Origin of the sequence: Pseudomonas farris, assembly GCF_019145235.1 — a bacterium.
Taxonomy (GTDB): Bacteria; Pseudomonadota; Gammaproteobacteria; order Pseudomonadales; family Pseudomonadaceae; genus Aquipseudomonas; species Aquipseudomonas farris.
This window is the reverse complement of the sequence record NZ_JAHSTV010000002.1, coordinates 85,523-109,242: the sequence shown is the minus strand read 5'-3', so window position 1 is coordinate 109,242 and position 23,720 is coordinate 85,523. Positions and strand designations below refer to the sequence as shown.

24 protein-coding genes are annotated in these 23,720 nt (G+C 58.8%); 5 read left to right on the top strand and 19 right to left on the bottom strand.

All coding sequences use genetic code 11. From position 1 onward, the window contains the following. Window positions 1–36 precede the first annotated feature (36 nt). Window positions 37–1,752: an amidase gene (locus KVG95_RS03770; protein ID WP_217854559.1), complete on the bottom strand. Its 1,716-nt coding sequence runs from the start codon at window positions 1,750–1,752 to the stop codon at window positions 37–39. A 97-nt stretch (window positions 1,753–1,849) separates the two neighbouring features. Then, window positions 1,850–2,011 carry a barstar family protein gene (locus tag KVG95_RS30300; protein ID WP_437180781.1) on the bottom strand — a complete coding sequence of 54 codons (162 nt, stop codon included), beginning with the start codon at window positions 2,009–2,011 and terminating at the stop codon, window positions 1,850–1,852. Window positions 2,012–2,307: 296 nt separating this feature from the next. Here KVG95_RS30300 and KVG95_RS03760 point away from each other — a divergent pair, with 296 nt between their 5' ends. Continuing rightward, window positions 2,308–3,240, top strand: coding sequence for an NAD-dependent epimerase/dehydratase family protein (locus KVG95_RS03760; protein WP_217854944.1), 933 nt, complete (start codon window positions 2,308–2,310; stop codon window positions 3,238–3,240). 57 nt (window positions 3,241–3,297) lie between these two features. On the opposite strand, the gene KVG95_RS03755 is transcribed toward KVG95_RS03760, so the two are convergent. After that, the gene (locus tag KVG95_RS03755; RefSeq protein WP_217854943.1) at window positions 3,298–4,179 is read right to left on the bottom strand and encodes a LysR family transcriptional regulator; all 882 of its coding nucleotides are present in this window, start codon (window positions 4,177–4,179) and stop codon (window positions 3,298–3,300) included. A 102-nt stretch (window positions 4,180–4,281) separates the two neighbouring features. Between KVG95_RS03755 and KVG95_RS03750 the strand changes: the two genes are divergently transcribed. Beyond that, the gene (locus KVG95_RS03750; RefSeq protein ID WP_217854558.1) at window positions 4,282–5,352 is read left to right on the top strand and encodes an alkene reductase; all 1,071 of its coding nucleotides are present in this window, start codon (window positions 4,282–4,284) and stop codon (window positions 5,350–5,352) included. 171 nt (window positions 5,353–5,523) lie between these two features. Here KVG95_RS03750 and KVG95_RS03745 read toward each other — a convergent pair whose 3' ends face one another. Both KVG95_RS03745 and KVG95_RS03740 read right to left on the bottom strand, forming a co-directional pair. Next, entirely contained in the window at window positions 5,524–7,425 is a 1,902-nt protein-coding gene (locus KVG95_RS03745; protein WP_217854557.1) for a potassium transporter Kup, read from the bottom strand. A gap of 217 nt (window positions 7,426–7,642) precedes the next feature. After that, complete coding sequence (locus tag KVG95_RS03740) at window positions 7,643–8,263, bottom strand: cell wall hydrolase (protein WP_217854556.1); 621 nt, start codon at window positions 8,261–8,263, stop codon at window positions 7,643–7,645. 189 nt (window positions 8,264–8,452) lie between these two features. Here KVG95_RS03740 and KVG95_RS03735 point away from each other — a divergent pair, with 189 nt between their 5' ends. Together KVG95_RS03735 and chrA are read left to right on the top strand one after the other, a co-directional pair. Further along, a complete protein-coding gene (locus tag KVG95_RS03735; protein WP_052963006.1) occupies window positions 8,453–9,304 on the top strand; it encodes a CAP domain-containing protein in 852 nt (283 codons plus the stop codon). Window positions 9,305–9,339: 35 nt separating this feature from the next. Then, complete coding sequence (gene chrA / locus KVG95_RS03730) at window positions 9,340–10,698, top strand: chromate efflux transporter (protein ID WP_217854555.1); 1,359 nt, start codon at window positions 9,340–9,342, stop codon at window positions 10,696–10,698. 15 nt (window positions 10,699–10,713) lie between these two features. Here chrA and KVG95_RS03725 read toward each other — a convergent pair whose 3' ends face one another. From KVG95_RS03725 to KVG95_RS03705, 5 genes are all read right to left on the bottom strand, one after another. Next, window positions 10,714–11,112 carry a YfeK family protein gene (locus KVG95_RS03725; protein WP_217854554.1) on the bottom strand — a complete coding sequence of 133 codons (399 nt, stop codon included), beginning with the start codon at window positions 11,110–11,112 and terminating at the stop codon, window positions 10,714–10,716. A 71-nt stretch (window positions 11,113–11,183) separates the two neighbouring features. Beyond that, the gene (locus tag KVG95_RS29665) at window positions 11,184–11,420 is read right to left on the bottom strand and encodes a hypothetical protein (protein WP_080370380.1); all 237 of its coding nucleotides are present in this window, start codon (window positions 11,418–11,420) and stop codon (window positions 11,184–11,186) included. A 128-nt stretch (window positions 11,421–11,548) separates the two neighbouring features. Then, window positions 11,549–11,785 (bottom strand): hypothetical protein, encoded by a 237-nt coding sequence (locus KVG95_RS03715; protein WP_007904583.1) that lies wholly within the window; start codon window positions 11,783–11,785, stop codon window positions 11,549–11,551. A gap of 61 nt (window positions 11,786–11,846) precedes the next feature. Further along, a complete protein-coding gene (locus KVG95_RS03710; protein WP_217854552.1) occupies window positions 11,847–12,635 on the bottom strand; it encodes a DeoR/GlpR family DNA-binding transcription regulator in 789 nt (262 codons plus the stop codon). A gap of 193 nt (window positions 12,636–12,828) precedes the next feature. Then, the gene (locus KVG95_RS03705) at window positions 12,829–13,722 is read right to left on the bottom strand and encodes a LysR family transcriptional regulator (protein ID WP_217854551.1); all 894 of its coding nucleotides are present in this window, start codon (window positions 13,720–13,722) and stop codon (window positions 12,829–12,831) included. Window positions 13,723–13,807: 85 nt separating this feature from the next. Between KVG95_RS03705 and KVG95_RS03700 the strand changes: the two genes are divergently transcribed. Further along, entirely contained in the window at window positions 13,808–14,641 is an 834-nt protein-coding gene (locus KVG95_RS03700; protein WP_217854550.1) for an NAD(P)H-dependent oxidoreductase, read from the top strand. 369 nt (window positions 14,642–15,010) lie between these two features. Here KVG95_RS03700 and KVG95_RS03695 read toward each other — a convergent pair whose 3' ends face one another. The 9 genes from KVG95_RS03695 to KVG95_RS03655 all read right to left on the bottom strand — a co-directional run bounded on the left by KVG95_RS03695 (window position 15,011) and on the right by KVG95_RS03655 (window position 23,694). Next, window positions 15,011–15,721, bottom strand: coding sequence for a GntR family transcriptional regulator (locus KVG95_RS03695; RefSeq protein ID WP_217854549.1), 711 nt, complete (start codon window positions 15,719–15,721; stop codon window positions 15,011–15,013). 69 nt (window positions 15,722–15,790) lie between these two features. Further along, window positions 15,791–16,813, bottom strand: a complete 1,023-nt coding sequence (locus tag KVG95_RS03690; RefSeq protein WP_217854548.1) for a proline racemase family protein — start codon at window positions 16,811–16,813, stop codon at window positions 15,791–15,793. A gap of 11 nt (window positions 16,814–16,824) precedes the next feature. After that, window positions 16,825–18,306 (bottom strand): aldehyde dehydrogenase family protein, encoded by a 1,482-nt coding sequence (locus KVG95_RS03685; protein ID WP_217854547.1) that lies wholly within the window; start codon window positions 18,304–18,306, stop codon window positions 16,825–16,827. A gap of 8 nt (window positions 18,307–18,314) precedes the next feature. Continuing rightward, window positions 18,315–19,601, bottom strand: a complete 1,287-nt coding sequence (locus KVG95_RS03680) for an NAD(P)/FAD-dependent oxidoreductase (protein WP_225922898.1) — start codon at window positions 19,599–19,601, stop codon at window positions 18,315–18,317. A 108-nt stretch (window positions 19,602–19,709) separates the two neighbouring features. Then, window positions 19,710–20,591, bottom strand: coding sequence for a 4-hydroxy-tetrahydrodipicolinate synthase (dapA, locus tag KVG95_RS03675; RefSeq protein ID WP_217854546.1), 882 nt, complete (start codon window positions 20,589–20,591; stop codon window positions 19,710–19,712). Window positions 20,592–20,614: 23 nt separating this feature from the next. Next, window positions 20,615–21,280, bottom strand: a complete 666-nt coding sequence (locus KVG95_RS03670; RefSeq protein WP_217854545.1) for an amino acid ABC transporter permease — start codon at window positions 21,278–21,280, stop codon at window positions 20,615–20,617. 10 nt (window positions 21,281–21,290) lie between these two features. After that, on the bottom strand, window positions 21,291–21,962 hold the full coding sequence (locus KVG95_RS03665; RefSeq protein ID WP_217854544.1) for an amino acid ABC transporter permease: 672 nt from the start codon (window positions 21,960–21,962) through the stop codon (window positions 21,291–21,293). 11 nt (window positions 21,963–21,973) lie between these two features. Then, window positions 21,974–22,795, bottom strand: coding sequence for an amino acid ABC transporter ATP-binding protein (locus tag KVG95_RS03660; protein ID WP_302470443.1), 822 nt, complete (start codon window positions 22,793–22,795; stop codon window positions 21,974–21,976). Between the two features lie 53 nt (window positions 22,796–22,848). Continuing rightward, window positions 22,849–23,694 (bottom strand): substrate-binding periplasmic protein, encoded by an 846-nt coding sequence (locus KVG95_RS03655; RefSeq protein ID WP_217854543.1) that lies wholly within the window; start codon window positions 23,692–23,694, stop codon window positions 22,849–22,851. Between the last annotated feature and the right edge of the window lie 26 nt (window positions 23,695–23,720).

The window sequence follows — 23,720 nt, the reverse complement described above, 5'->3', positions numbered from 1 at the left end:
GGGATTGGAGCGTCTACTGCCCCAATCCCGCCCTTCTTATTTCTGGCCACCCGACAATGGTGGGGTTCGAGGCGGGATCAATCGTTTCGTCCTCGTCGACTCAAATGCTGAAGCCAAGCGAAGCAGCGTCGAATCGTCATAGGCACGCCCAGCAAATGTCAGCCCGACGGGCATGCCGATGTCCGGCATGACGCCCATCGGCACCGTGACCGTGGGAACACCCAAGTGGCGGATGGCGAGGTTGCCGTTGGCGACCCAGACACCGTTACTCCACGCGATGTCCGCAGACTTCGGATCGACATCGGCATTCGCCGGCCCCACGTCGGCCACCGTCGGGAAGATCACTGCGTCGAGCCCCAATCGATCCATCCAGTCTTCAAGATCGATTCGACGGGTCTGCTCAAGGCCGCGTAGTCCGTCCGGCACCGTGGTGATCTGGTCCCAAGGGGTGATGCCGCGCTCGGCCATTCGCACATACTCGTCCATGCCCGCGGCAAGGTCGCCCTCACGGTTGGGCAGCGTCCCCGGGTCGTGCGGGAAAATCAGCGGCCCGTTCACATCGACCAGGCGATTGAGTTTTGGATCGCCGTTGGCCCGCAGAAAATCGTCGAACGCCCAGGCCGTCAGATCCCACAACTCATGGTGAAGGAATTCTTTGGAAACCAGGCCGCGGTTGAACACTGTCGGTGCACCAGGACGATCGCCCTCGCAATTGGAGACCAGCGGGAAATCGACCTCGATCACTTCGGCACCAAAGGCTTCGAGTGCCTTGCGAGCCTCTTCCCATAGCCCGATAACCGAGGGACGGGTATTGATTCTCTGGCCCGTCGGACCACCGATACCAGGCGCATCGCTGGTGCCTGCCTCGGGATCCGCGTTGATGTACATACGTGGAACGCCGAAGCGCTTTCCGGCGAGGGCATCGGTATTTGCGGCAAGCGACCTATAGGAAGCGGGACGCACCGAGGCGACACTCGGAATGGGCACCCAAGGTTGCATCCGCCACAGATCGCCTCGTGTGTCGGGATCGTCCGCCACCACCACGTCGAGCACTTCGAGCAGGTCGGCCATGGTTCTGGCAAACGGCACGACAACGTCCATGGTCGGCGTCAACGGCCAGTTCCCGCGCACCGAGATCACTCCGCGCGAAGGCGTATAGGCACACAAGCCATTGTTCGACGCCGGGCCACGTCCGCTCGACCAGGTTTCTTCAGCGAGGCCGAACGCCGCGAAACTGGCGGCGGTTGCAGTACCGGCGCCGTTTGATGAACCCGATGCGAAGGGGGCGGTGAGATAGTCAGCGTTGTACGGGCTCTCCGCACGACCGTAGACCCCGCGCTGCATGCCGCCGTTGGCCATGGGCGGCATATTGGTTTTGCCCAGGCAAATCGCGCCAGCAGCACGAAGCCGTTCGATGGTGAACGCATCGCGATAAGCAATCAGGTTCGCGAAGGCGGGACTTCCAGAGGCTGCGGTAAGCCCCTTCACCAGATAACTGTCTTTGGCCGTATAAGGGATGCCATCGAGCGGCCCCAGCGCTTCGCCCTTGGCCCGACGGGCATCGGACGCCTGCGCTTCCTTGAGCGCATCGGGGTTGCGAACCACCACTGCGTTGAGGGCGGTGGGCGTGTCGGCACCGTCGTAGGCATCGATCCTGGCGAGATAGGCCTGGACCAACTCAACCGCCGTCGTCTGGCCCGATTCGAGCGCAGCACGCAGTTGGGCAATGGAAACCTCGGTGACCTCAATCATGCTGTTACCGCCGGCTGCTGAAGGGTGACTGGATCTTGGGCTCAAAGACATCACTTATCTCAAAATGGGTTTTTGTATCGATTCTCGTTGCACTGCATTACGCGACAGGGTCGGGACTTCCTGCGTCGAACTCCACATCTGATGCGAGTTCCGGGTACTCCATTTTCATGTCCGCAAGGCATTCTTGCATGAGCCTCGCATCATCCGGTAAACGTCTGGACAAAGTATCCCACCCTGAGATTTTCAGTTGCGTGGGCATTTGGACAAGCCCTGTTATTGCGTCCCGGAAAGCATCCCAATTACAGCCCTACCAGCCGGGGAAGCCGAGCGCATCGCTCAAGGTCGAATGGAGTTCGCCAGAACTCGTCACCGTACTTAAGTCGATTTTTACAACCTCTAAAAGCGGGTCATCGTCAGTGCCTCGAAAATTGCTCACTAGTGAGAAGGATAACTGAAGTCCGCGTCTGCCACGCAGCCTTGACTCTGTCCCGTGGGACAGAGTTTATGGTTGCCCGCTATGAAAAAGGGTACTGGGTCCAGCGAGGGGTGATTTCAATGCGTCAGTTATGTCTGGTTACAGGGGCGAATGGGCACTTGGGAAACACCTTGGTCAGAGCGTTGCTCGATCAAGGTTACCGAGTCCGGGCCGGCGTTCGCGACATGAACAATACGGCCCCTTTCGATGGGCTGGATTGCGAAATGGTCTATGCCGAATTGTTGGACGAATCCGCCATGTTTGAGGCATTGCAAGGGGTTGACGTGTTGTTCCAGGTCGCCGCCGTGTTCAAGCACTGGGCAAGAAATCCGCAAGCCGAGATTATCGAACCTAACGTAGGGGGCACTCGCAGCGTTTTGCAGGCCGCGTCGAAAGCCGGGGTCAAACGCCTGGTTTATGTCAGTTCCGTTGCGGCAATCGGGCAGAACGGACATGCACTCGATGAAGATCATTGGAATGACGAAGACGAGAATGCCTATTACAAATCCAAGATATTGTCGGAAAAAATGGCGTGGCGCACAGCTCAAGCCTTGAACCTTTGGATGGTCTCGGTTTTACCCTCGGCAATGATCGGTCCTAATGCCGCGAACCTGACGGATACCATGAGGTTTCTTGATTCGGTCAGACAGCGGCAAGTACCTCTGGACCCGAGGTTTCATTTCAATTTTGTCGATGTCCGGGATGTCGCCCAGGGAATGATTCAAGCAGCAGAAAAAGGCAGGCCGGGGCAGCGCTATATTCTGGCGAATGAGCAGTCCTCTTCACTCACCGAAGTCATTGATGCAGCGAACGTAGTTTCACCCGGCTATCGTACTCCCCCGGCAGCCCCCAAGTGGCTTCTGCTCACTGTGGCCTGGGCGCTGGAGGTTTGGGCACGGCTAACTGGCCAACCTGTCCGGATGTTGCTCAGCCAGGTCAGGATGTTCCACGACGCTCAACAGGGCTTTCGGTGTACAGCCAGTCAGCCGGGCGAGTCTTCCAATGAACATTAGCAATCCTTTTTTAGAAAAACGGGGGCAAGGGCGAGGTCAAAACCACTCATCCACCGACTACGCATCCTGAAGCCGCTCACGCAGAAACTCGATAAACCGCTGGGTTTTCGCCGGCAACAACCGCGTCTCGGTGAGGGCGTAAACCGAGACGGGTGAAGCCTGCCACTGCGGTAAGACTCTGCGCAGTGTGCCATCGGCGAGGTCTTGCGCAACGATACCTTCCCCCAATAACGCGATACCCAGATCCAGCGTCGCCAGACGTCGAATCATTCCCACGCTATTGAGTTCGAATCGACCGCCAACCTCAACCTCCACCTCCCCTTCACTGCCGGAGAGTATCCAGCGGTCGGCGCGCGTGCCGCGCATACGCAGGCATTCGTGGCTGGAAAGGTCCGTGGGATGAATCGGATCACCGTGCAGTTCGAGATAACGGGGTGAGGCATACAGGCCGCGGCGCAAACTGGCGAGCTTACGGGCGATCAGGTTCGAACTCGCGGGCTCGCCCATGCGAATGACCACATCAACCGGCTCACTCACCAGATCGACCTGACGCGGGGTCAGATCAAACTCGAAGCTAATACCCGGATACAACCGGGCAAACTCCGCGATCAGCGGTGCCAGGTAGATTTTGGCGAAATCCACCGGGAGCGAGGCCCGGAGTACACCGCTGGGTCGGGCAAGCATTTCGCCGAGCTGCTCGTGCGCAAGCCGGGCTTCGTCGACGATGCGTTTGCAGCGATCGAAGTACAACTGCCCCGCTTCGGTCAGCTCGATTTTGCGCGTGGTGCGATGCAAAAGCCTTAGCCCGATTTCCTTCTCGAGGCCACTTATCCGGCGCGACAGCGTCGAGTTCGGCATCCCTATCGCCTCCGCCGCCCGACGGAAACTGCGCGCCTTCACGACTTCGACGAACAACGCCATGTCGTTGAGAAACTCCAATGTCATTGCTCCATCAGTGGATCAGTCAATTCAGTTTTACCCGGTTTATCCCGGATTCGGATTGATCAATGATAGCCACATCATTTACCGAGGAGTACCGCAATGCATTCGCTTTTTTCTCAAGTCCAGATCGGGCGCCTTACACTGTCCAACCGCATGGTCATGGCCCCGATGACTCGCTCGCGTTCTGATGATTCCGGGGTGCCTACCGAACTGGTACCGACCTACTACGCGCAGCGCGCCGGTGCTGGGTTGATCATCTCTGAAGGGGTGTTCCCTGTGGCCTTGGGCAAAGGTTATGTGCGTACTCCCGGTATCGAAACCGCTGAGCAAGTGGCCGCCTGGAAGCAGGTGTCCGAAGCCGTACATGCTCGCGGCGGACGGATCTTCATGCAGCTGATGCACTGCGGACGCATATCGCACCCTTCGCTGTTGCCTGACGGCTCCCTGCCACAGGCCCCCTCCGCGATCAAACCCACCGGCCAGACCTGGACAGCCTCAGGCCTTCAGGACTTCGTCAGCCCACATACGCTGAGCGTGGTCGAGATTGCCGCGGTCATCGAGGGCTACCGTCAGGCCGCACGCTTGGCCATTGAGGCCGGCTTCGACGGTGTCGAGCTGCATGCCGCTTCGGGGTATCTGCCTGAACAGTTCCTCTCGACGAGCAGCAATCAGCGCACGGATGAGTACGGTGGATCGGTTGAAAATCGTGCTCGCTTTGTACTGGAAGTGTTGAATGCCATAGCGACGGAAATTGGCAGTGATCGCGTTGGCATCAAGCTCTCCCCTGAAATGAACTTCAACGACATCGTCGATGCCAACCCGCAAGAAACCTACACCTGGCTGGTCGAGCAATTGCGCGGGTTGAATCTCGCCTATCTGCACGTTGCCCTGTTCGGCGCCAGCGTCGACTACCACGCCTTGTTGCGCCCGCTGTTCGATGGCAGCTACCTGATCGGTGGCGGGCTCGACCAAAACGCCGCCCAATCCCTGCTCACTAAGGGCCAGGCCGACGCGGTGGTGTTTGGCAACGCATTCCTCGCCAACCCAGACCTGCCTGAGCGTTTTCGCACAGGCGCCGAGCTTAATGTGCCGGACAAAGACACGTTCTACGCACCGGGCGCTCAGGGGTATATCGATTACCCGGCCATGAGCCCGGCTCAAAGCGCCTGAGGAAACTGCGCTTCCCATGCATACGGCTCACTGAGGCCATTCAGCGCAGAACCTGTGGGAGCGGGCTTGCTCGCGAAGAGGGAGTGTCAGCCAACATTAATGTTGCCTGGCACACCGCTTTCGCGAGCAAGCCCGCTCCCACAGGGATTGTGTTTGACTGACTGTTGCCGTCTACATCTCAACCTGCGTGCCCAGCTCTATCACACGATTGAGCGGCAACTTGAAGTATTTGAGGTTGCTGTTGGCGTTCTTCAGCAAGAACGCGAACAGGCTTTCGCGCCAACGGGCCATGCCGATACGCTTGGTCGGGATGACAGTCTCCCGGCTGAGGAAATACGTGGTGCGCATCGGACTGAAATCCAGCTCTTTCAAATGGCAAAGGCTCAACGCCAGAGGTACGTCGGGCTCCTCGATAAAACCAAAGTGCAGACTTACTCGAAAGAACCCTTCACCATAAGCCTCGACCTCGAATCGTTGATCCGCAGCCACACGCGGACTGTCTTCAGACACCACGGTAAGCAACACCACCTGCTCGTGCAGAACCTGGTTATGCAACAGGTTATGCAAGAGGGCATGCGGGACAGCATCAGCCCTGGCCGTCAGAAATACCGCGGTACCCTGCACACGATGGGGTGGTTGCGAGCCGATGCTGCTGATGAACAACGGCAGCGGTAGCGAGGTTTCGTCCAATCGCTCGACAATGATCTTTCGGCCCCGTTTCCAGGTGGTCATCAATATGAACAGGGCAATACCGGCAATCACCGGGAACGCACCGCCCTGGAAGATCTTCGGTGCGTTGGCGGCGAAGTACAGGCTGTCCACTATGAGAAAACCCAACAGCATCGGAATAGCCAACCAACGAGGTGTTTTCCAAAGCAGCAATACAACGGCCGAGGACAGCAGAGTCGTAATCAGCATGGTCCCCGTCACCGCCACGCCATAAGCCGCCGCCAGCGCACTGGACGATTCAAAGCCGATGACCAGCAACACGACGCCGACCATCAGCGCCCAGTTCACCATACCGATATAAATCTGCCCCTGCTCCTGACTGGAGGTGTGCTGGATAAACATACGAGGCACGTAACCCAGCTGAATGGCCTGGCGAGTCAGTGAGAACGCGCCGGAAATCACGGCCTGGGAGGCGATGATGGTTGCCAGTGTCGAGAGCGCGACCATCGGCAGCAACGCCCAGTCAGGTGCCAATAGATAGAACGGATTACGTACCGCTTCAGGGTTCCCGAGGATCAGCGCGCCCTGGCCAAAGTAGTTGAGTACCAGGCCGGGGAGTACCAGGATGAACCAGGCACGAGCAATGGGTTTGCGACCAAAATGGCCCATATCGGCATACAGTGCTTCAGCACCGGTCAATGCCAACACGACGGCGCCCAGAATGGCGACGCCAATGCCCGGATGTACCACGAAAAATTGCACCGCCCACGCAGGATTCAGCGCTTGCAGAACTTCCGGTCGTTGCAAGATGCCGTAAATGCCGAGTGCACCCAACACCACAAACCACAGCACCATGACCGGGCCGAACAGGATGCCGATACGAGCCGTGCCATGTTTCTGTATCAGGAACAGTGCTACCAGGACGACCACGGACAGCGGAACCACCCAATGCTCAATGCCATCGAACGCAAGCTGTAGCCCTTCAACCGCAGAGAGCACCGAGATGGCCGGGGTGATCATGCTATCGCCGTAAAAAAGTGCCGCGCCAAACAGGCCAAGCAATACCAGGACCCTGCTCATTTTGGGATACGGCGCAGCGGCCCGACGTGCCAGTGCCGTCAAGGCCATGATGCCCCCTTCGCCCTGGTTGTCGGCACGAAGGATAAACAGCACGTACTTGATCGAGACGACCCAGATCAATGACCAGAAGATCAACGACAGAATACCCAGTACACCGTCGTGATTGGCCTGGACTCCGTAGTGACCGGCGAACACTTCTTTGAGGGTGTAAAGAGGACTGGTGCCGATATCCCCATAAACCACGCCCACCGCGGCGACAAGTAAACCCACTCCCGAGGTTCTGGAATGGGATTCTTCATGGGCAGGGATTGCTGTTTCGCTCATGGGTCGCTTCTCGAAAATTGAGGAAAAGAGGGTTTGCGGGGGCACTGGGTAGACGTTTCGACTCGGCCGCCATGAGATCCAACGGCTTGATAAGGACGAAAAACTACAAGCATAACGATGACCAAAAAAACGCGGTAAGTATCGTTGCGAGAAAGAATATTCCCCGTAAAGAATCCGTAAAATTCTACGGACAGCACGCTCCGCCAGCGACTCACACCTACTGCGCCGTCCCGCCACGAGGTTTATAAAACAGAAACTTCCGGGTCTCGGCCGTCCTGGTGTATTTCTTTGCCCAGGCGGGCTTTACCGTTCTGTCGTGGAAATACAACGCACCATGGGTGCGGTCCGCGAGTTGCTTGTTGAGTGCCTTGCGCGCGATTTCCTTGGCGAGGGCATATTCGTCGTCTTCCTTTACCTGATCCGCACGTCCGTCGCACCACCACGAAAACTGGCAGGAGCCCGTTTCAGAACCTTGCTTGACCACGGCGCACACCGTATCGGGAAACCCACCATGGCCGAGCCGGTTCATGACCACGCTGGCGACGGCTTCCATGTTGGCCGGTGCCACACCTTTGGCTTCCCAATAGATACTGCGGGCAAGGCAAGTAATGGCATCGTCCAGCGGCGCGGTGCCCGCCGGATCGACTGCCTGCACTTCGGAGGTGGTAATGGCTTCGGTCTTGGGCACCGGAAGTTCGCTGTCCTTTTCGGCGGCTTTCTGTTCCAGGACCTGCGCCTTGTCTTCAGCCACTTCCTGTTTTTGCTCCTGCTCAGTCGCCAACACCTGACCTCCTAGAAGGATGATTGCGAAGCAGGTGAGTACCCATTTTAATCGCATTATCGATCCTTCCGATGACACTGGCTTGAGCAATGAAACGGCGATGTTGTAGCGCTGACCTGCTGTGATTGTAGTCGTCGCAAGTCATTCCAGCCGCCTGACAATAAACGCGTTTCAGTGCAAAAAGGCATTGCGTTCGCAGGGGTGAAATCGCGCATCATGGGCGCAGTCCGTCCAAGGGAGAATTTCATGCGCAGCCTGTCATCCGTTTTACATCTTGCCGTGTTGTCATTCGGGCTGGTGTTCAGCGTCGCCGCCTCAGCGGCTGATGAAACGCAGCTGGTCGAGTCAATCAACGTTTACCGCAGCCAGGCGCAGCGCTGCGGCGGCCAGGCGTCTTCGGAGTTGCCGCCACTGGCGAGCGATCCGCGTCTGGTCCTGTCTGCCAACAGCATCGGTGACTTGCAGCAGGCACTGGCCCGCGCGGCTTATCCGATGGTCAATGTGCAAGCGATCAGCCTGTCCGGCCCGCGTGATGCGCCGTCCGCCATGAAGGCGATTCAAGAGAGCTTCTGCCAAGTGGTGCTGGACCCGCAATTCGTAGACATCGGCGTCAGCCGCGATGGCCGTGAGTGGCGCATCGTGCTGGCGCGTCCGCTGTTGACCGGGCGTTTGGGCGACTGGCAGGCAGAGGGACAAAAACTGCTTGAAGCGATGAACAGCGCCCGCGCTCAAACGCGCCAGTGCGGCACCCAAGCCTTTACCGCCACGACGCCGCTGGCCTGGAACGCCACACTGGGCTCCGCGGCCGAGACCCATAGCCGGGCCATGGCCAACAATAACTATTTCGATCACAAGGACCGCGACGGCCGAACACCGGGTGATCGGGCTGAATTGGCGGGTTATGCGGGTCAACAGGTCGGCGAGAACATCGCTGCCGGGCAAGACACCGTGCGCAAAGTGGTCGATGGCTGGCTGGCCAGCCCGGGCCATTGCGCCAATCTGATGAACCCGCAATTTCGCGAGCTGGGTGCGGCCTATGCGGTGGACCCGAAAAGTGACGCGGGCATTTACTGGACGGCGATGTTTGGGACGCCATAAAGGCCTGAATCGACCGTTGAAAAAGGAATCGTGATTTGAATAAAGCCCCCTCTTCGACCGTCGAGCAGGACCTGTCGACGCCTGCGGCCATCAGTCTGCGGGAAGCATTTCTGTTTTGGCTGAAGCTCGGCTTCATCAGTTTCGGCGGGCCGGCCGGACAGATCTCGATCATGCACCAGGAGTTGGTGGAGCGCCGACGCTGGATCTCGGAACGGCGCTTTTTGCATGCTCTCAACTACTGCATGTTGCTGCCTGGGCCTGAGGCTCAGCAGCTGGCGACCTACATTGGCTGGCTAATGCACCGCACATGGGGCGGCCTGATTGCCGGCGCGCTGTTTGTGCTGCCTTCGCTGTTCATCCTGATCGCGTTGTCCTGGGTGTACATCGCCTTTGGCGAAGTGCCGGTGGTGGCCGGGCTTTTTTATGGGATCAAACCGGCCGTGACCGCCATTGTGGTGCAGGCAGCCCACCGAATCGGCTCGCGGGCACTGAAGAACAACTGGCTATGGGGGATCGCCGCGGCTTCATTCACGGCGATCTTCGTGTTCAATGTGCCCTTCCCGTTGATTGTGCTGGGCGCCGCGATCATCGGTTATGTCGGCGGACGTCTGGCGCCTGAAAGGTTCCAGACCGGGGGCCACGGCGCTGCGAAAAAATCCTTCGGCCCGGCGTTGATCGACGACGACACCCCGACTCCCGAACACGCCCGCTTCAGCAGTTTTAAATTGCTGCGCCTGTTGCTGGTGGGTGTTGTTTTGTGGGTATTGCCGATGGGGATTCTCACCGCGCTGTTCGGCTGGGAAGGCACCCTCACCCAGATGGCCTGGTTCTTTACCAAAGCGGCGTTGCTGACGTTCGGCGGCGCGTATGCCGTGCTGCCCTATGTGTATCAGGGCGCTGTCGGTCACTATGGCTGGCTGACGCCCACGCAGATGATCGATGGCCTGGCACTTGGCGAAACCACCCCCGGGCCGCTGATCATGGTGGTGGCCTTCGTCGGTTTTATCGGCGCCTATGTTCATCAGGTGTTCGGCCCCGAGCATGTGTTCCTGGCCGGCACCCTCGCCGCCACGCTGGTGACCTGGTTCACTTTCCTGCCTTCGTTCCTGTTCATCTTTGCTGGCGGTCCGTTGGTGGAATCGACGCACAACGAACTCAGGCTCACCGCACCGCTGACCGCGATTACGGCGGCGGTGGTCGGCGTGATTCTTAATCTGGCGTGTTTCTTCGGTTACCACGTGCTATGGCCCAACGGCTTCAGCGGCCAACTCGACTGGCCTTCGGCGCTGATCGCCATTGCGGCGGCCATCGCCTTGTTCCGCTTCAAACGGGGAGTGATTGAGGTGCTGATAGGCTGCGCGTTGATCGGGCTGGCGGTGCATCTGCTGCGCTAACCCATCAAGACGGAATCATTGACCTTGCCGTTGCCTCTGTAGCTCAGTCTTCAGCCAGAGGCTGGCGGATTGTACGCCTGCCGGACAGCGCACTTCATAGGCGCGGCCACTCATACTGCTTTGGCTGGCCGCCAGATCGATGAAGTCTTCGGCGCTGTTGACCTTGTTCCGGTCTTCAAGATACTTCAGCTTCTTCTGCAGATGTACCCGGGCCTCAGCGCCCGGGTATTCGCTTCCATTACGCACAAACCGGCACTCACTGTGCTCGACAAAGTCCAGCAAGCTGTTTATTTCCTGAGTGGCTTGAGGTGGGGTTTGCGCCTGTGCATCGAACGCCATACCGGTGAGGCAAATACTCGACGCGATCAGCCATTGGCTGAGGCGCCGAGTGAAACGTCCAGGCAGAATTTCCATGGTTGGGCCTCGCATAACCAACGGCAGATCAGAGCGGTGGTGCCCTCCGCTCTGAAGGTTGACGGCAAGTATCAATCGTCGTCCCGGTCGTCATGGTCCCGATCGCGGTAACGACGGCGATCATCACGACGATCGTAATCGCGGTAATACCCTCGATCATCACGTTGGTCATAGCCTCGGTCATGGTCGCGACGGTATTCACGGCGATGATCCCGATCGTACCTGTCGTCATCTTCCCAGTGAGGAAAGCAGCCTCCCAACAGGAGAGTACTTGCAATGGCCAGGGTCATTATCGCGGTGCGCTTCATTTGAACATCCTAAAAGCAAAGGTCAGAGCTTCGGGGATGAGTTGACGCTATCCACGAATTTATTCGAAGTGCGTGCAAACCGCAGATACGACCTTCCAGATGCTCAATGATTCAGTTATCGCCAAGCCTTACAGCGTTCTTTGGCTATTGCCGATTGTTTTGGCTTTTTCGATCGCCCAGTCCAGCGCGGCCTCCATGTCCAGCAGATGCGGCGACGGATGGTTGTCCTCAACAATGGCCGAACCGTCCGGCCAGTAAACACCGATGAACATCCCCAGCGAACCGTCTCTCAATATCTCGGCCTTAACCTTGATCGTGCATCCGTTCGATAGCGTTTCCGAGTGGATCATATGGCGCTCAGTCATGACTGCATTCCTCCCGTCGTAGCTATCAGCGTAACCCATGCAGCGCTGACCGCGATGACACTCAAGCGTCTACCTGCACCACCTCGATCCCCAGTTTTTGATAATCCTCGACATTGCCCGAGGCCACGTGACGTTCGGTGATCAGGGTATGCACGCGGTTGCAAGGCGCAACAACGAAGGGCTCCACCGCCCCCAGCTTGTCTGCGGTAGTGACGGCAATCACGTGGGAAGCACTGGCGAGCATCGCCTGCTTTACCGGCACCTCATCGAAATGCAACGAGCTGATGCCGACTTCCGGATGAATGGCGCAGACCCCGGTGAACAGCAGATCGGCCTTGATGCCCTCGATCAGCCGCAGGGTTTCATGGCCGCCGGAAGACATAGTCACGGGGTTGAGCTGACCACCGGCGACGATCACCGTGATGCCTTTGTATTCGGCGAGGATGATCGCGATCATTGGCGACGCGGTGATGGCCGTGATGCAGATGTCTGCGGGCAGCGAGCGTGCGATCTGCAGTGTGGTGCTGCCGGAATCGAAAATCACGATCTGGCCATTTTTGACCCGGCGTGCGGCGAGTTGGGCCAGCCGGGTTTTCACTTCATCGGTTTCGCCGACCCGGGTGAAGTAATCCTTGCCCGTGTCCTTGGGTCGCGGCAGCGCCCCGCCGTGTACCCGCTGCACCAGCCCGGCGCTGGCCAGCTCCGACAGATCCCGGCGGATGGTGTCTTCAGACACGACGAAATGCTGGCTCAATTCGGAGGCCATGACCTTGCCATCGCGTTCGAGGATCAGCAGGATTTTCTGACGGCGCAGCTGCGGGAGTTCGGCGGAGGAATGCTCGGCTTGCATGGTTATGCCTGTTTTTGCGTGTTTGTGCGAGATTAGCCAAATGCCGGGATGAACACAACTGGCATGGCAGCGCAGAACCTGTGGGAGCGGGCTTGCTCGCGAAGGCGGCGGCACAGTCAACATTAATGTCGCCTGACACACCGCTTTCGCGAGCAAGCCCGCTCCCACATGGATTGCGTTTAACTGACGTGAATCACAACGCACTCACAATGAACTCGCGCAACCATTGATGCGCAGGATCGCGATGAACACGCTCGGGCCAGAGCATCGACATCTCGTAACCCGGGACTTCAAGTGGTGACTCGACCACCGCCAGCGCCTGCGTATCGCGAACCAGCCGCGACGGCAGCATCGCCACCATGTCGGTGCTCTCCACCACCGACCGCACAAACAGGAAATGCGGGACTGAAAGCGCCACCCGGCGTGTCATGCCTACCGCCGAAAGCGCCTGATCGGTGCCCCCCTGAAACGCCCCACCATCCCGTGACACGATCACGTGGTCGAGCTCACAGAACTGCGCAAGTGTCGGCCGCTTTTTCAACTGTGGATGGCCGGCCCGCCCCACCAAAACATACTGTTCGGTAAACAACGCGCGCCGCCGCAAGCCGAGGGGAGCGTCCTCGCTGGTGTGAAAAGCCAGATCGATTGCCCCCTGCTCCGCTTGTCTGGCGATCTGTGATGGAACCAGGTCAAACACCGCCAGACGTGTGCCGGGGGCTGCCGAGCGCAGCCCGGCTAACGCAGGCAAAACGATAGTCGTCTCACCGTAGTCGGACGCCATGACGCTCCACGTCTGCCGTGCCTCGGCCGGGTTGAAAGGACTGGCGGGCGACACGGCGCGCTCCAGGGCTTCCAGGGCCTGGCGCAACGGCTCGCGCAACTCATCAGCCCGAGCCGTGGGCCGCATGCCCCGTGGTCCAGGCAGCAACAGCGGATCACCGAAAATGTCCCGCAATTTGGCGAGATGAACACTCACCGACGGTTGAGACAAATTCAGGCGTTGCGCCGCACGGGTCACGTTGTGTTCCGAGAGCAAGACATCAAGGGTCAGCAGCAAGTTGATGTCCAGGCGTCGCAGATTATTCATGGTAATACCTGGCATATTGGTTATTCATTTCCAATATACCTGGCAAAGCCCGACTCTGCTGGCTCCTGACACTGGAGACTCAGCCATGAATGTTCTGCTTGTTTATGCCCATCCCGAACCCAAATCATTGAACGGCTCGCTCAAAGACTTTGCCGTCAAACGCCTGGAGGCTGCCGGCCACCAGGTGCAGGTCTCCGATCTATACGCGATGGACTGGAAAGCTTCCCTCGACGCCGATGACAATCCCGGCCGGCCAGCCGACTCACGGTTCAATCCTTCGCTGGACTCCAAACATGCGTTCGAAGAAGGCCGGCAAAGCCAGGACATCGCCCTCGAACAGGAAAAACTGCTCTGGGCCGATACCGTCATTCTGCAGTTTCCACTGTGGTGGTTCTCAATGCCGGCGATTCTCAAAGGCTGGGTGGAACGCGTCTATGCCTATGGGTTTGCCTATGGCGTGGGGGAACACTCCGATGCGCGCTGGGGCAATCGCTATGGAGAAGGCACGCTGGCGGGCAAACGGGCGATGCTGATCGTCACTGCGGGCGGATGGGAGTCGCATTACAGCCCTCGGGGCATCAATGGGCCCATCGATGATCTGCTATTCCCCATTCAGCATGGCGTACTGTTTTATCCCGGTTTCGACGTGCTGCCACCGTTCGTGATCTATCGCACCAGCCGAATGGATGAGGAGAGATTTTCGACGACCTGCGACGCGCTCGGCCAACGGCTTGATGACCTATGGAAGACCGCACCGATTCCTTTCCTAGCGCAAAATGCCGGGGCGTACGACATCCCGCAACTCACGTTACGCGCCGAGATTGCTTCGGATCAGTCTGGCTTTGCGGTTCACGTCAGACAGGCGGAACGCGATGAACCAGGCGTTCGCGCCGTATCCGCAAAAGCGCGCGCCGTATAGAACAAACTGGCTACCCGCAAACACGAAAAAGCCCGCACAAGGCGGGCTTTGGAAATCGATGTAGGTGGCCAGTGCTGGTCTCTGGCTTACAAGGTTTATCGGGCCTCTCACAGAACAGTAATTGTTGCTTTGGGCTGTTCTGCCTCACACGGCATAAGGGCTGGATCTCAGCGCGGAGATCTTTCTAACCGTGTACCCTTGGGAGCGCGCCCCACGCTTCCTCGCTATCCCTTTGCGCATCAGTCTGCGTCTTCACCTACAACTTCAGGATAGCAAATTGATCGACGCCTGGGTCGGGCTTTTTAGACCGATTCTCTTCAAGGGGAATGACCGCAGAATGGAAAAATACTAACGCCCCCCAATGACGATTTAATTCACGGACATGCTGCCCGTGAGGTTCTGCTGCATGTAAGCCAGGAAACGACGCTGAAACAGCATGGTGTGTTCATGCGCGGCCTGTTCGGCCTCATCCGGATTGCGCGCCGCGATGGCGTCGATCATTTCATCATGGTCACGCCCCAACCGCGTGCTGGTGCTGGCAGCGCTGATGATGTAGTCGAAATGCAGATGCAGCAGTCGCTGGCCTTCCCCCAGGAGCTTCTCGTAATAGTTGATGAAGTAGGGATTCTTGCCGGCTTCGGCGATGGTCATGTGGAAGGCTTTGTTCATTTCCGACATCGCCTGAAAATCCCCGGTGCTGACGGCTTCCAGATAGGCCGCATCGGCGGCGCGAATACGCATCAGGTCGTCTTCGGTGCGCTGTAACGCCGCCAGCCTTGTGACGGCACGCTGAATCAGGTCCAGGGCGGAGATGTAATTAGGGAATTCTTCGATCTCGAACGGTGTCACCAACGTGGTGCGATTGGGCAGAATCGTGACCAGCCCTTCGCTGATCAGTCGCGCCAGGGCGTCGCGTACCGGCGAGCGTGACAGCCCGAATTGCGCCGCCAACGACACCTCATCCAGCGGCGTGCCTGGCTTGAGCTTGAGCGTCAGGATCTGTTTACGCAGCTCCTCGTAAATGTAACGCCCACCATGGCGTTTGACGCTTGCGTTGGGTTCAGCGGTGTCTTTGCTCATCAGGCAGCTCTCAGCGGTGCGGGCCGGACGTCTGTCCGGCCCGCAACTTTAGCATCAGCCAAGGCTCGGTTAGAAACCTTCGCCCCAGGTATCGCTCAGCATGAACCCTTCGCGAAGCGGATCGTCCGGGTCCACACCGATCTGATGCAAACCATACACCCAGGCACGCCCGGTGATTCTCGGCAATACCGCAGGCCGATCTCCTACCTCGGTCAGGCCCAACAACTCGACCTTGAATTCACCACCGATGGTGGAACGCGAGGTGAGCTGATCGCCTGGCCGCACCAGACCGCGCGCGCTCAAGGTCGCCAGGTTCGCGGAGCTGCCCGTACCGCACGGCGAACGGTCCACTCGGCCGGGCGGCAAGGTGGTGCAGGTTTGCCAGGTTTTATCGTCGAGGCGATTGCGGAACATCACGTACGCGACTTCATTCAGCTCTTTGATCAACGGATGGCGGACCACTATCTGCTCGTTGATCACGCGCCGCAAACGCACTCCCTCGCTTGCCAGCGTACGGGCGTTTTCCGGGGCGATACTCAGGCCGATCTGATCGACATCCACCAGCGCGTAATAAACACCACCAAAAGCGATGTCAGCCTTGATCGGTCCATACTCGGCGGTTTCGATGACCACGTCCAAATGCTCGACGAACGAGGGCACCATATCCAGCGAGACGCTAACACAGCGCCCATCCGCACACTGGGCACGCGCCGTGACCAGGCCGGCCGGCGTGTCAAGCACCACGGTGGTGGACGGCTCCTGCATCGGCAAAATGCCCAGCTCCAGCAACGCGGTGACCACACAGATGCAGTTGCTGCCGGACATCGGGTGAGCCTTGTCCGCTTGCAGTACGATGAAGCCGGCCTGCGCCTCCGGCCGGGTTGGCGGCAACAGCAGGTTGACGGACATTTGCAGGCAGCCACGAGGTTCCAGCACCACGAGCCGACGCAGGCTGTCGTCCACTTCGTTGATGTAATTCATCTTGTCGAGCATGGTCTTGCCGGGGATGTCGAGCACGCCACCGGTAATGACTTTGCCGATCTCGCCTTCGCAATGCACGTCGGCCATTTGCAGGGTTTTCTTCCAGCGCATCTCGGCCTCCTCTACTTGATGTACCAGCCCCAAGGCTGTTGGCTGTCATAACGGGTGATCTGCTTGGTTTCCAGGTAATTGTTCAAGCCCCACTCACCCAGTTCACGGCCGATCCCGCTCTGTTTGTAGCCGCCCCAAGGCGCTTCGGTGAAGGTAGGCTGCGAACAGTTGACCCAGACGATACCGGCCCGCAGCCCGCGCGCGACTCGCTCCGCCCGCTGCAGATCCCTGGACATCACCGCCGCCGCGAGACCGAAGCGTGAATCGTTGGCGCTGCGCAATGCCTCGGCCTCATCGTCGAATGGACGCACGCACACTACCGGGCCGAAGATTTCCTCTTTCCAGATCCAGCTCTCTTCGGGCACATCGGCAAAAATCGCCGGCGTCAGGAAGTAGCCTTTTTCACAATCAGCCGGGCGCGTGCCGCCGTACAACAAGGTTGCGCCCTCCTCCTGCCCTTTGGCGATGGCTTCCAGCACTTTGTCGTATTGGCCACGGCTCACCAGCGGGCCAAGCAAAACGCCTTCTTTCAGGCCATTGCCGATACTCAGGCTGCGGGTCTGTTCGACCAGGCGCTTGAGCAAAGGCTCGTACAGATCACGCTGGACCAGCACACGGGAGGTCGCTGAACACACTTCGCCCTGGTTCCAGAAAATCCCGAACATGATCCATTCGACGGCAGCCTCGATATCGCTGTCATTGAAAATGATGAACGGCGACTTGCCGCCCAGTTCCAGGCTGATGTTTTTGATGTCGCGAGCCGCCGACTGCATGATCTTCGTTCCGGTCGGCACGCTGCCGGTGAAGGCCAGTTTGTCGATGCCCGGATGCTCACTCAACGGCGCGCCAGCCTCGCTGCCCAGACCGGTCACGACGTTCAACACACCGGCGGGCAGGCCGGCCTGATGGGCGATGTCGGCCAGTTCCAATGCCGTCAGCGGCGTGAGTTCGGACGGTTTCAACACCATGCAGCAGCCCGCCGCGAGCGCGGGGGCGACTTTCCATGCCGCCATCAGCATCGGGAAATTCCAGGGAATGATCGCGCCCGCGACACCCATGGGCTCTTTACGGGCGATCGAGCTGAAGCGTTCATCCGCGAGGGCGATCGGTTGCTCCCGATGCCCATCGAGCTCTTCGGCCAGATCGGCATAGAAGTCGAAACAACCCGCCGTATCGCCGATGTCCCACAGGGCTTCCGGCAAAGGCTTGCCGTTGTCTCGCACCTCCAGCTCGGCCAAGGTTTGCTGACGCTCGCGAATCCCGGCGGCGATTCGGCGCAGCACGATGGCGCGCTCAGCCCCGGTCATCTGTGGCCAGGGACCGTCATCAAAAGCGCGGCGCGCGGCTTTGACCGCCAGGTCGATGTCTTGCGCGGTCGCGGCGGCCACGCGGGTGATCACACACTCATTGCTCGGGTCGATGGTCTCGAAGCTGCCGCCCTCGGCGGGGCTGACCCATTGGCCGTCGATGTAAAGCAGGTCGTAGGATTTCATGAATGGCCTCAATTGAAAGCAAAGCGTTTGGCACTGAATGGGGTCAGGTCCTGGGCAGGTTTGCGCCCGGCGACCAGGTCTGTAATGAGTCGCCCGGTCGTTGCACCCAGGGTCAGCCCCAGTTGACCGTGACCGAACGCAAGGAATACGTTTTTGAGCCGATCACTACGATCGATGACTGGTTTGGTGTCCGGCAGAAATGGGCGATAACCCACGCCGTATTCAAGGTCGTCGATCTTCAACTGAGGAAGGATCTTGCGCGCCTTCTCCAGGATGATCTCCGCACGCTTGTAATTAGGCGCGGCATTGGGGCCGGCGAACTCGATCGTTCCGCCTATTTGCAGGCCTCGGGTCATCGGCGCGAAGCAAAAACCGCCGTCGGCGTAAATCACCGAATGACGAACCTCGACACCGGAATGCGGGAGCAGCACTTGATAGCCGGCAATACCCGCCAGAGGCACGCTGGCGCCTGTCTGCTCGAAGAATTGTCGTGAGCCGGTACCGGCCGCGATCACCACATGATCAGCGGCGTAACGCTCACCGGTGGTCACGGTCACGCCGCTGGCCCGGTCTGCGACCTCATCGATGTGCTTCACCTGAGCACGCATCCTGACGCCGCCCTGATCGACGAAACTTTGCGTCAACGCGGCAATAAATCCTTTGGTGTCGCTGACCGCACGCCAATCGGGAAACAGCAGCCCGTGGCTGAATTTACCGGCCAATGCAGGTTCAAGGTCGGCGATTGCTGCGCGATCCAAAACCTGCGATTTGAAGCCGAGGGACCTGCGCAGCTCCATATGCGGTCCTTCCTGTTCAAGCCCCGCCGCTGTGTCAAAGACTTCGATAATCGGGCGCTCGCCCATCAATGTCTTGTCTGCACAGGCGTCCAGCAGGGGCGCATAGTCTTCATAGACATGATGCGTCAGCGTCGCCATCTCATTGGAAATCTCGACAATCCTGGAATGCCGCGCGCAGGCCAAAAACCGCAAAAACCACGGCAGGATTCCCGGCAAGGCACTGGGTCGCAAGGCCAATGGTCCTTTCTGATCCAGCAACCAGCCCGGAATCTTTTTCAGTATTCCCGGCTTGGACAACGGGATGACTTCACTCACCGCCATTTGCCCGCAGCTCCACTTGGCCGTGCTGTCGCCCGGCGCTTCGGGGTCGATCAACGTGACTCGATAACCCTCGCGCTGCAGATACAAGGCGCAGCAGACGCCGACGATGCCTGCGCCAATGACAACCGCGGTTTGGCGATCGGCTTGCTGCTGGATGGGTGATTGCATAGGGGTCATAAACACCGTCTCTCTTTCATGAAGCCGAGCCCGTACAGGTGGAACCCATCCTGACACGGACACGCCATTACCCGCATCGGCCCGCGTGGAGGCCGATGCGGGAAAGTATCAGCCTTGCAGCTTCTCGAACTCTTTGCGGAATTCGGTTTTTTCCTCAGGCGTCAGCGGCAACAACGGCATGCGCGCGACACCCACTTCAAAGCCAGCCAGTTCGCATCCGTATTTGACCTTCTGAATGAACTTGCCGCTTTCCAGATTGGCCATTAACGGGAACAAGGAGCGCACGATTTGCTGCGCACCGGCCAAGTCACCTGAGGTGTACTTGTTGTAGAACGAAACGATTTGCGGCGACAGGAAATTCGCCGGCGCGCAGATCCAGCTGGTCGCGCCCCACAGGAAAAAGTCCAGCGCCTGGTCATCGGAACCGCAGGACAGCTGGATTTTGCCTTTATAGTTTTCACCGATCTCAATGGCGCGCAGCAGGCTGCCTGCACTTTCCTTGATGCCGATCACCCGCTCATGATCCTTGAGCGCATCGAGCACGCTATAGCCCACTTCAACGTTAGTCCGGATCGGGTAGTTATAAAGAACGACGTTCACATCCGGGACGGCGTCGAGAATCGCTTCGTAGTGACCGATCAGCTCTTCCTGGGTCGGAATGGCGTAGTACGGCGGCGCGATGAGCAGGTTGCTGTAACCGATGTCGCGAGCCTGTTTGACCTGCTCGATCACCTCACGGGTGCACGAGCCGTTGGCGCCAGCGATCAGCATGCCGCGATCACCGACCACCTCACGGACAGTGGCCATGACCCGACGACGCTCATCATTGGTCAGCGCGTAGTATTCGCCCGTAGAGCCCAGTGGCACGAAACCGCTCACGCCCTGTTTGAGTTGATATTCGATGATCGATGCAAGGACGTCGTAATCGATCGCACCGGATTGATCGAACGGGGTCACCAGGGCTGGCAGGATGCCTTTGAGTTGCTGCATGGGAGTATCTCCAGTGTGTTGAGTTAGTACGCGTAGCGTCTGAGCATCCGGGTTTCGATCACGCCGACCAGTCGGGTCAGGGGGAACGCCACCAGGAAATAAATCACCGCCACCGCCGACAGGAACTCGACCGGGCGTGCGGTGCTGTTGGAAATGTTCTGGCCGACGAACATGAGGTCAGCGATCCCCACCGACGAAATGAGCGCGCTTTCCTTGAACAGGCTGACCACGTTGGAAAGCAGTGGCGGGACTGCCCGCAAGAGTGCTTGCGGGAAAATCACGTAAAACACCTTGTTCCACGACGCCACGCCAAGGGCAGTGCAGGCATCGTGTTGCTCACTCGGAATGGACTTGAGCGCGCCGCGAAAGGTCTCGCTGGTGATGGCGGTCATGTACAGCGTCAACGCCAACACCACCGATACGTAGGGGGGAACCGAGATACCGAACACGACGGGCAGGCAGAAGAAGATCCAGAACAGTTGAATCAGCAACGGCGTGCCGCGAAAAAGCTCGACGTAAAGCCCGGTAGGGATTCGGATCAAGGGGCTTTTCGAGAGCCGCAAAAGGCTCAAGAGAAACCCGCAAACACTCCCCAGCACGGCGCAACTGACGGTGAACGCCAGCGTCAGCGCCAAGCCTTTGGCCAACACCTGCCAATAGGAAAAGACCACCATGAAATCCAATTGCATCATCGTCTCCTCAGCGCGCGAGCGCAGTGTCCTGGCGTCGCTCGAGCCACTGCACCAACTGCGCGATGGGCAACGAGAGGGCGAAGTAGATCAGGGCAATCAGCGAGTAAGTTTCGAGTGGGCGATAGGCTTCAGTGGCAATGCTTTTGCCGACGTACATAAGGTCAGCGACCGCCACAATGGCAACCAGCGCACTTTGCTGGAGAATTGAAATGCCGTTGGTCATCAGCACCGGCAGCGCGGTGCGCAGGGCTTGCGGGAGGATCACGTAAAGCGTTCGCTGCCATGGTCGCAGACCCAGCGCAACGCAGGCATCCAGATGTTCGCGCGGAACCGCTTGCACCCCTGCCCGATAGGCTTCTGCGTTGAACGCGGTGAGGTTCAGCCCCAGGGCCAGTACGCCCATGGTGATCGGATCGATGAACACGTTGAACAGCATCGGCAAGCAGTAGAAGAACCAGACGATCTGCAACAAGGCCGGCGTGCAACGGAAGAACTCGATGAACAGCTGAGCGGGCCAGCGGATGAAAAACCAGCGGTTCAAGGTCAACAGGCACAGACCAAAACCGAGTATCAGCCCCACCACGTTCGACACCAGCGCCAGTTGCAGGGTGACCTTGAGGCCTTCCCACAGGGCACCAAAGTTGCCGGTCAAAAAATGGAAATCAAATTGATAATTCATGGCCGTTATCCTCAGTCCAGGTGCAGGACTTTTTCGAGGAATTCGCGGGTGCGCGGCTCCTTCGGCTGAGTGAAGATCTGCGCGGGAGGCCCCTGCTCGACGACCTTTCCATTGGCGCAGAACACCACCCGCGAGGCGATGTTCCTGGCGAAGTGCATGTCGTGGGTGACGATGATCATGGCCATTTTTTCTTCTGCCAGTTGCATCATCACGTTCTGCACTTCGGTCACCATTTCCGGGTCGAGCGCCGAGGTCACTTCGTCGAATAGCATCAGCTTCGGTTCGAGCATCAAGGCGCGGGCAATGGCGACACGCTGCTTCTGCCCGCCGGAGAGCTGACTCGGATACGCATTGAGCTTGCTTTCCAGACCCAGGCGAGCCAGGAACAGCCGAGCCTTCTCGGTCGCCTGGACCTTGGAGAGCCCGTGAACCTTCATGGGCGCCAGAATCAGGTTGCTCAAGACCGACAGATGCGGGAACAGCGTGTAATGCTGAAACACCATCCCGACCTGGGTTTGCAAGCGCACATCCAGTGGCTTGCCGTGGTTTCTCGCATTGCCATCGATGTAAGACTTGCCCTGGAAGCTGATCGTCCCGCCCTGGATGCTTTCAAGCCCCATCATGACCCGCAGCAACGAACTCTTGCCGCTACCGCTGGGACCGATGATGACCAACCGATCGTCAGCGCGCATATCCAGGTTCAAATGGTCCATGACCACCAACCCTTCGCCATAAGATTTGTAAACATCGCGAAGCTGGATGAAGTCACCGCCGGCCGAATCAGGGACGAACGAAGCCTGTGGCTGGGCGGCCACCAGTAAAGGAGCTGTCATAAAGGGTCTCCAGGAGAGCGGCGGTTACGGGCCGCTCTCGGGAATCATCGAAATTACTTGGATGTTTTTTCGTCGGCGTTCGCGAGGACGGAAGCCTTGTCGACCAGGGCCGCAATCTCGCCTGTTTCGCGACGCTGGGTGAGGTAGATGTTCAGCACTTGCAGGTCGGACGGTGACGCGTCACGGCTCAGCCCGAACGCCACGCCCTGTTTCGCCAATGCCGGGGCTGGCAGTATTTCCTTGGTCCAGTCCGGGTTGGCGACGGCGAACAAATGGTTGGTGTCACTGGCGTCGACCAGGACGTCGGCCCGACGCGACATCACGGCCAGTCGCGTCTCGTCCATACCGGGCAAACGCATGACCGTGCCATGCTTCACCACTGCGCTGATTGCCTTGTCGGCGGCCGTGCCAGACATCACCGCGAACGACACGCCCGGCTTGTCATAGTCCGCGATTGCATTGCCCGCTGTGGCGAGTTTTGGATTGTCTTTATGGGTGAGCAACGAGATCTGGTAGTCGGTCGCCGGGACCGAGAAGCTGACGGCCATGGCGCGTTCCGGGGTCTGATTCAACGCCATCGCCAGATCCCATTTCCCGCCTTGCAGGCCGGCGACCAGGTTGTCCCAATTGGTGTCGACGAACTCCACCTTGACCTTGAGCACCTTCTCGCCGAAGTCCCTGCACAAATCCACGAAGTAACCGCTGTACTGACCCGAACGGGCATCACGCATCACATACGGCGCCGCGACGGCAGCGCCGCAACGCAACACGCCGGCTTTTTGAACGCCTTGCCAAAGTGACGGATCAGCGGCGTGCGCTGGAGCCTGGCTCAGTAGCGTACCGATAGCGGCTGCACAGACGAGCATGTTGCGGACGGAGCGAGAGAATAACCGAGCCATTTTGAACCTCACCGATATGTAGTTGT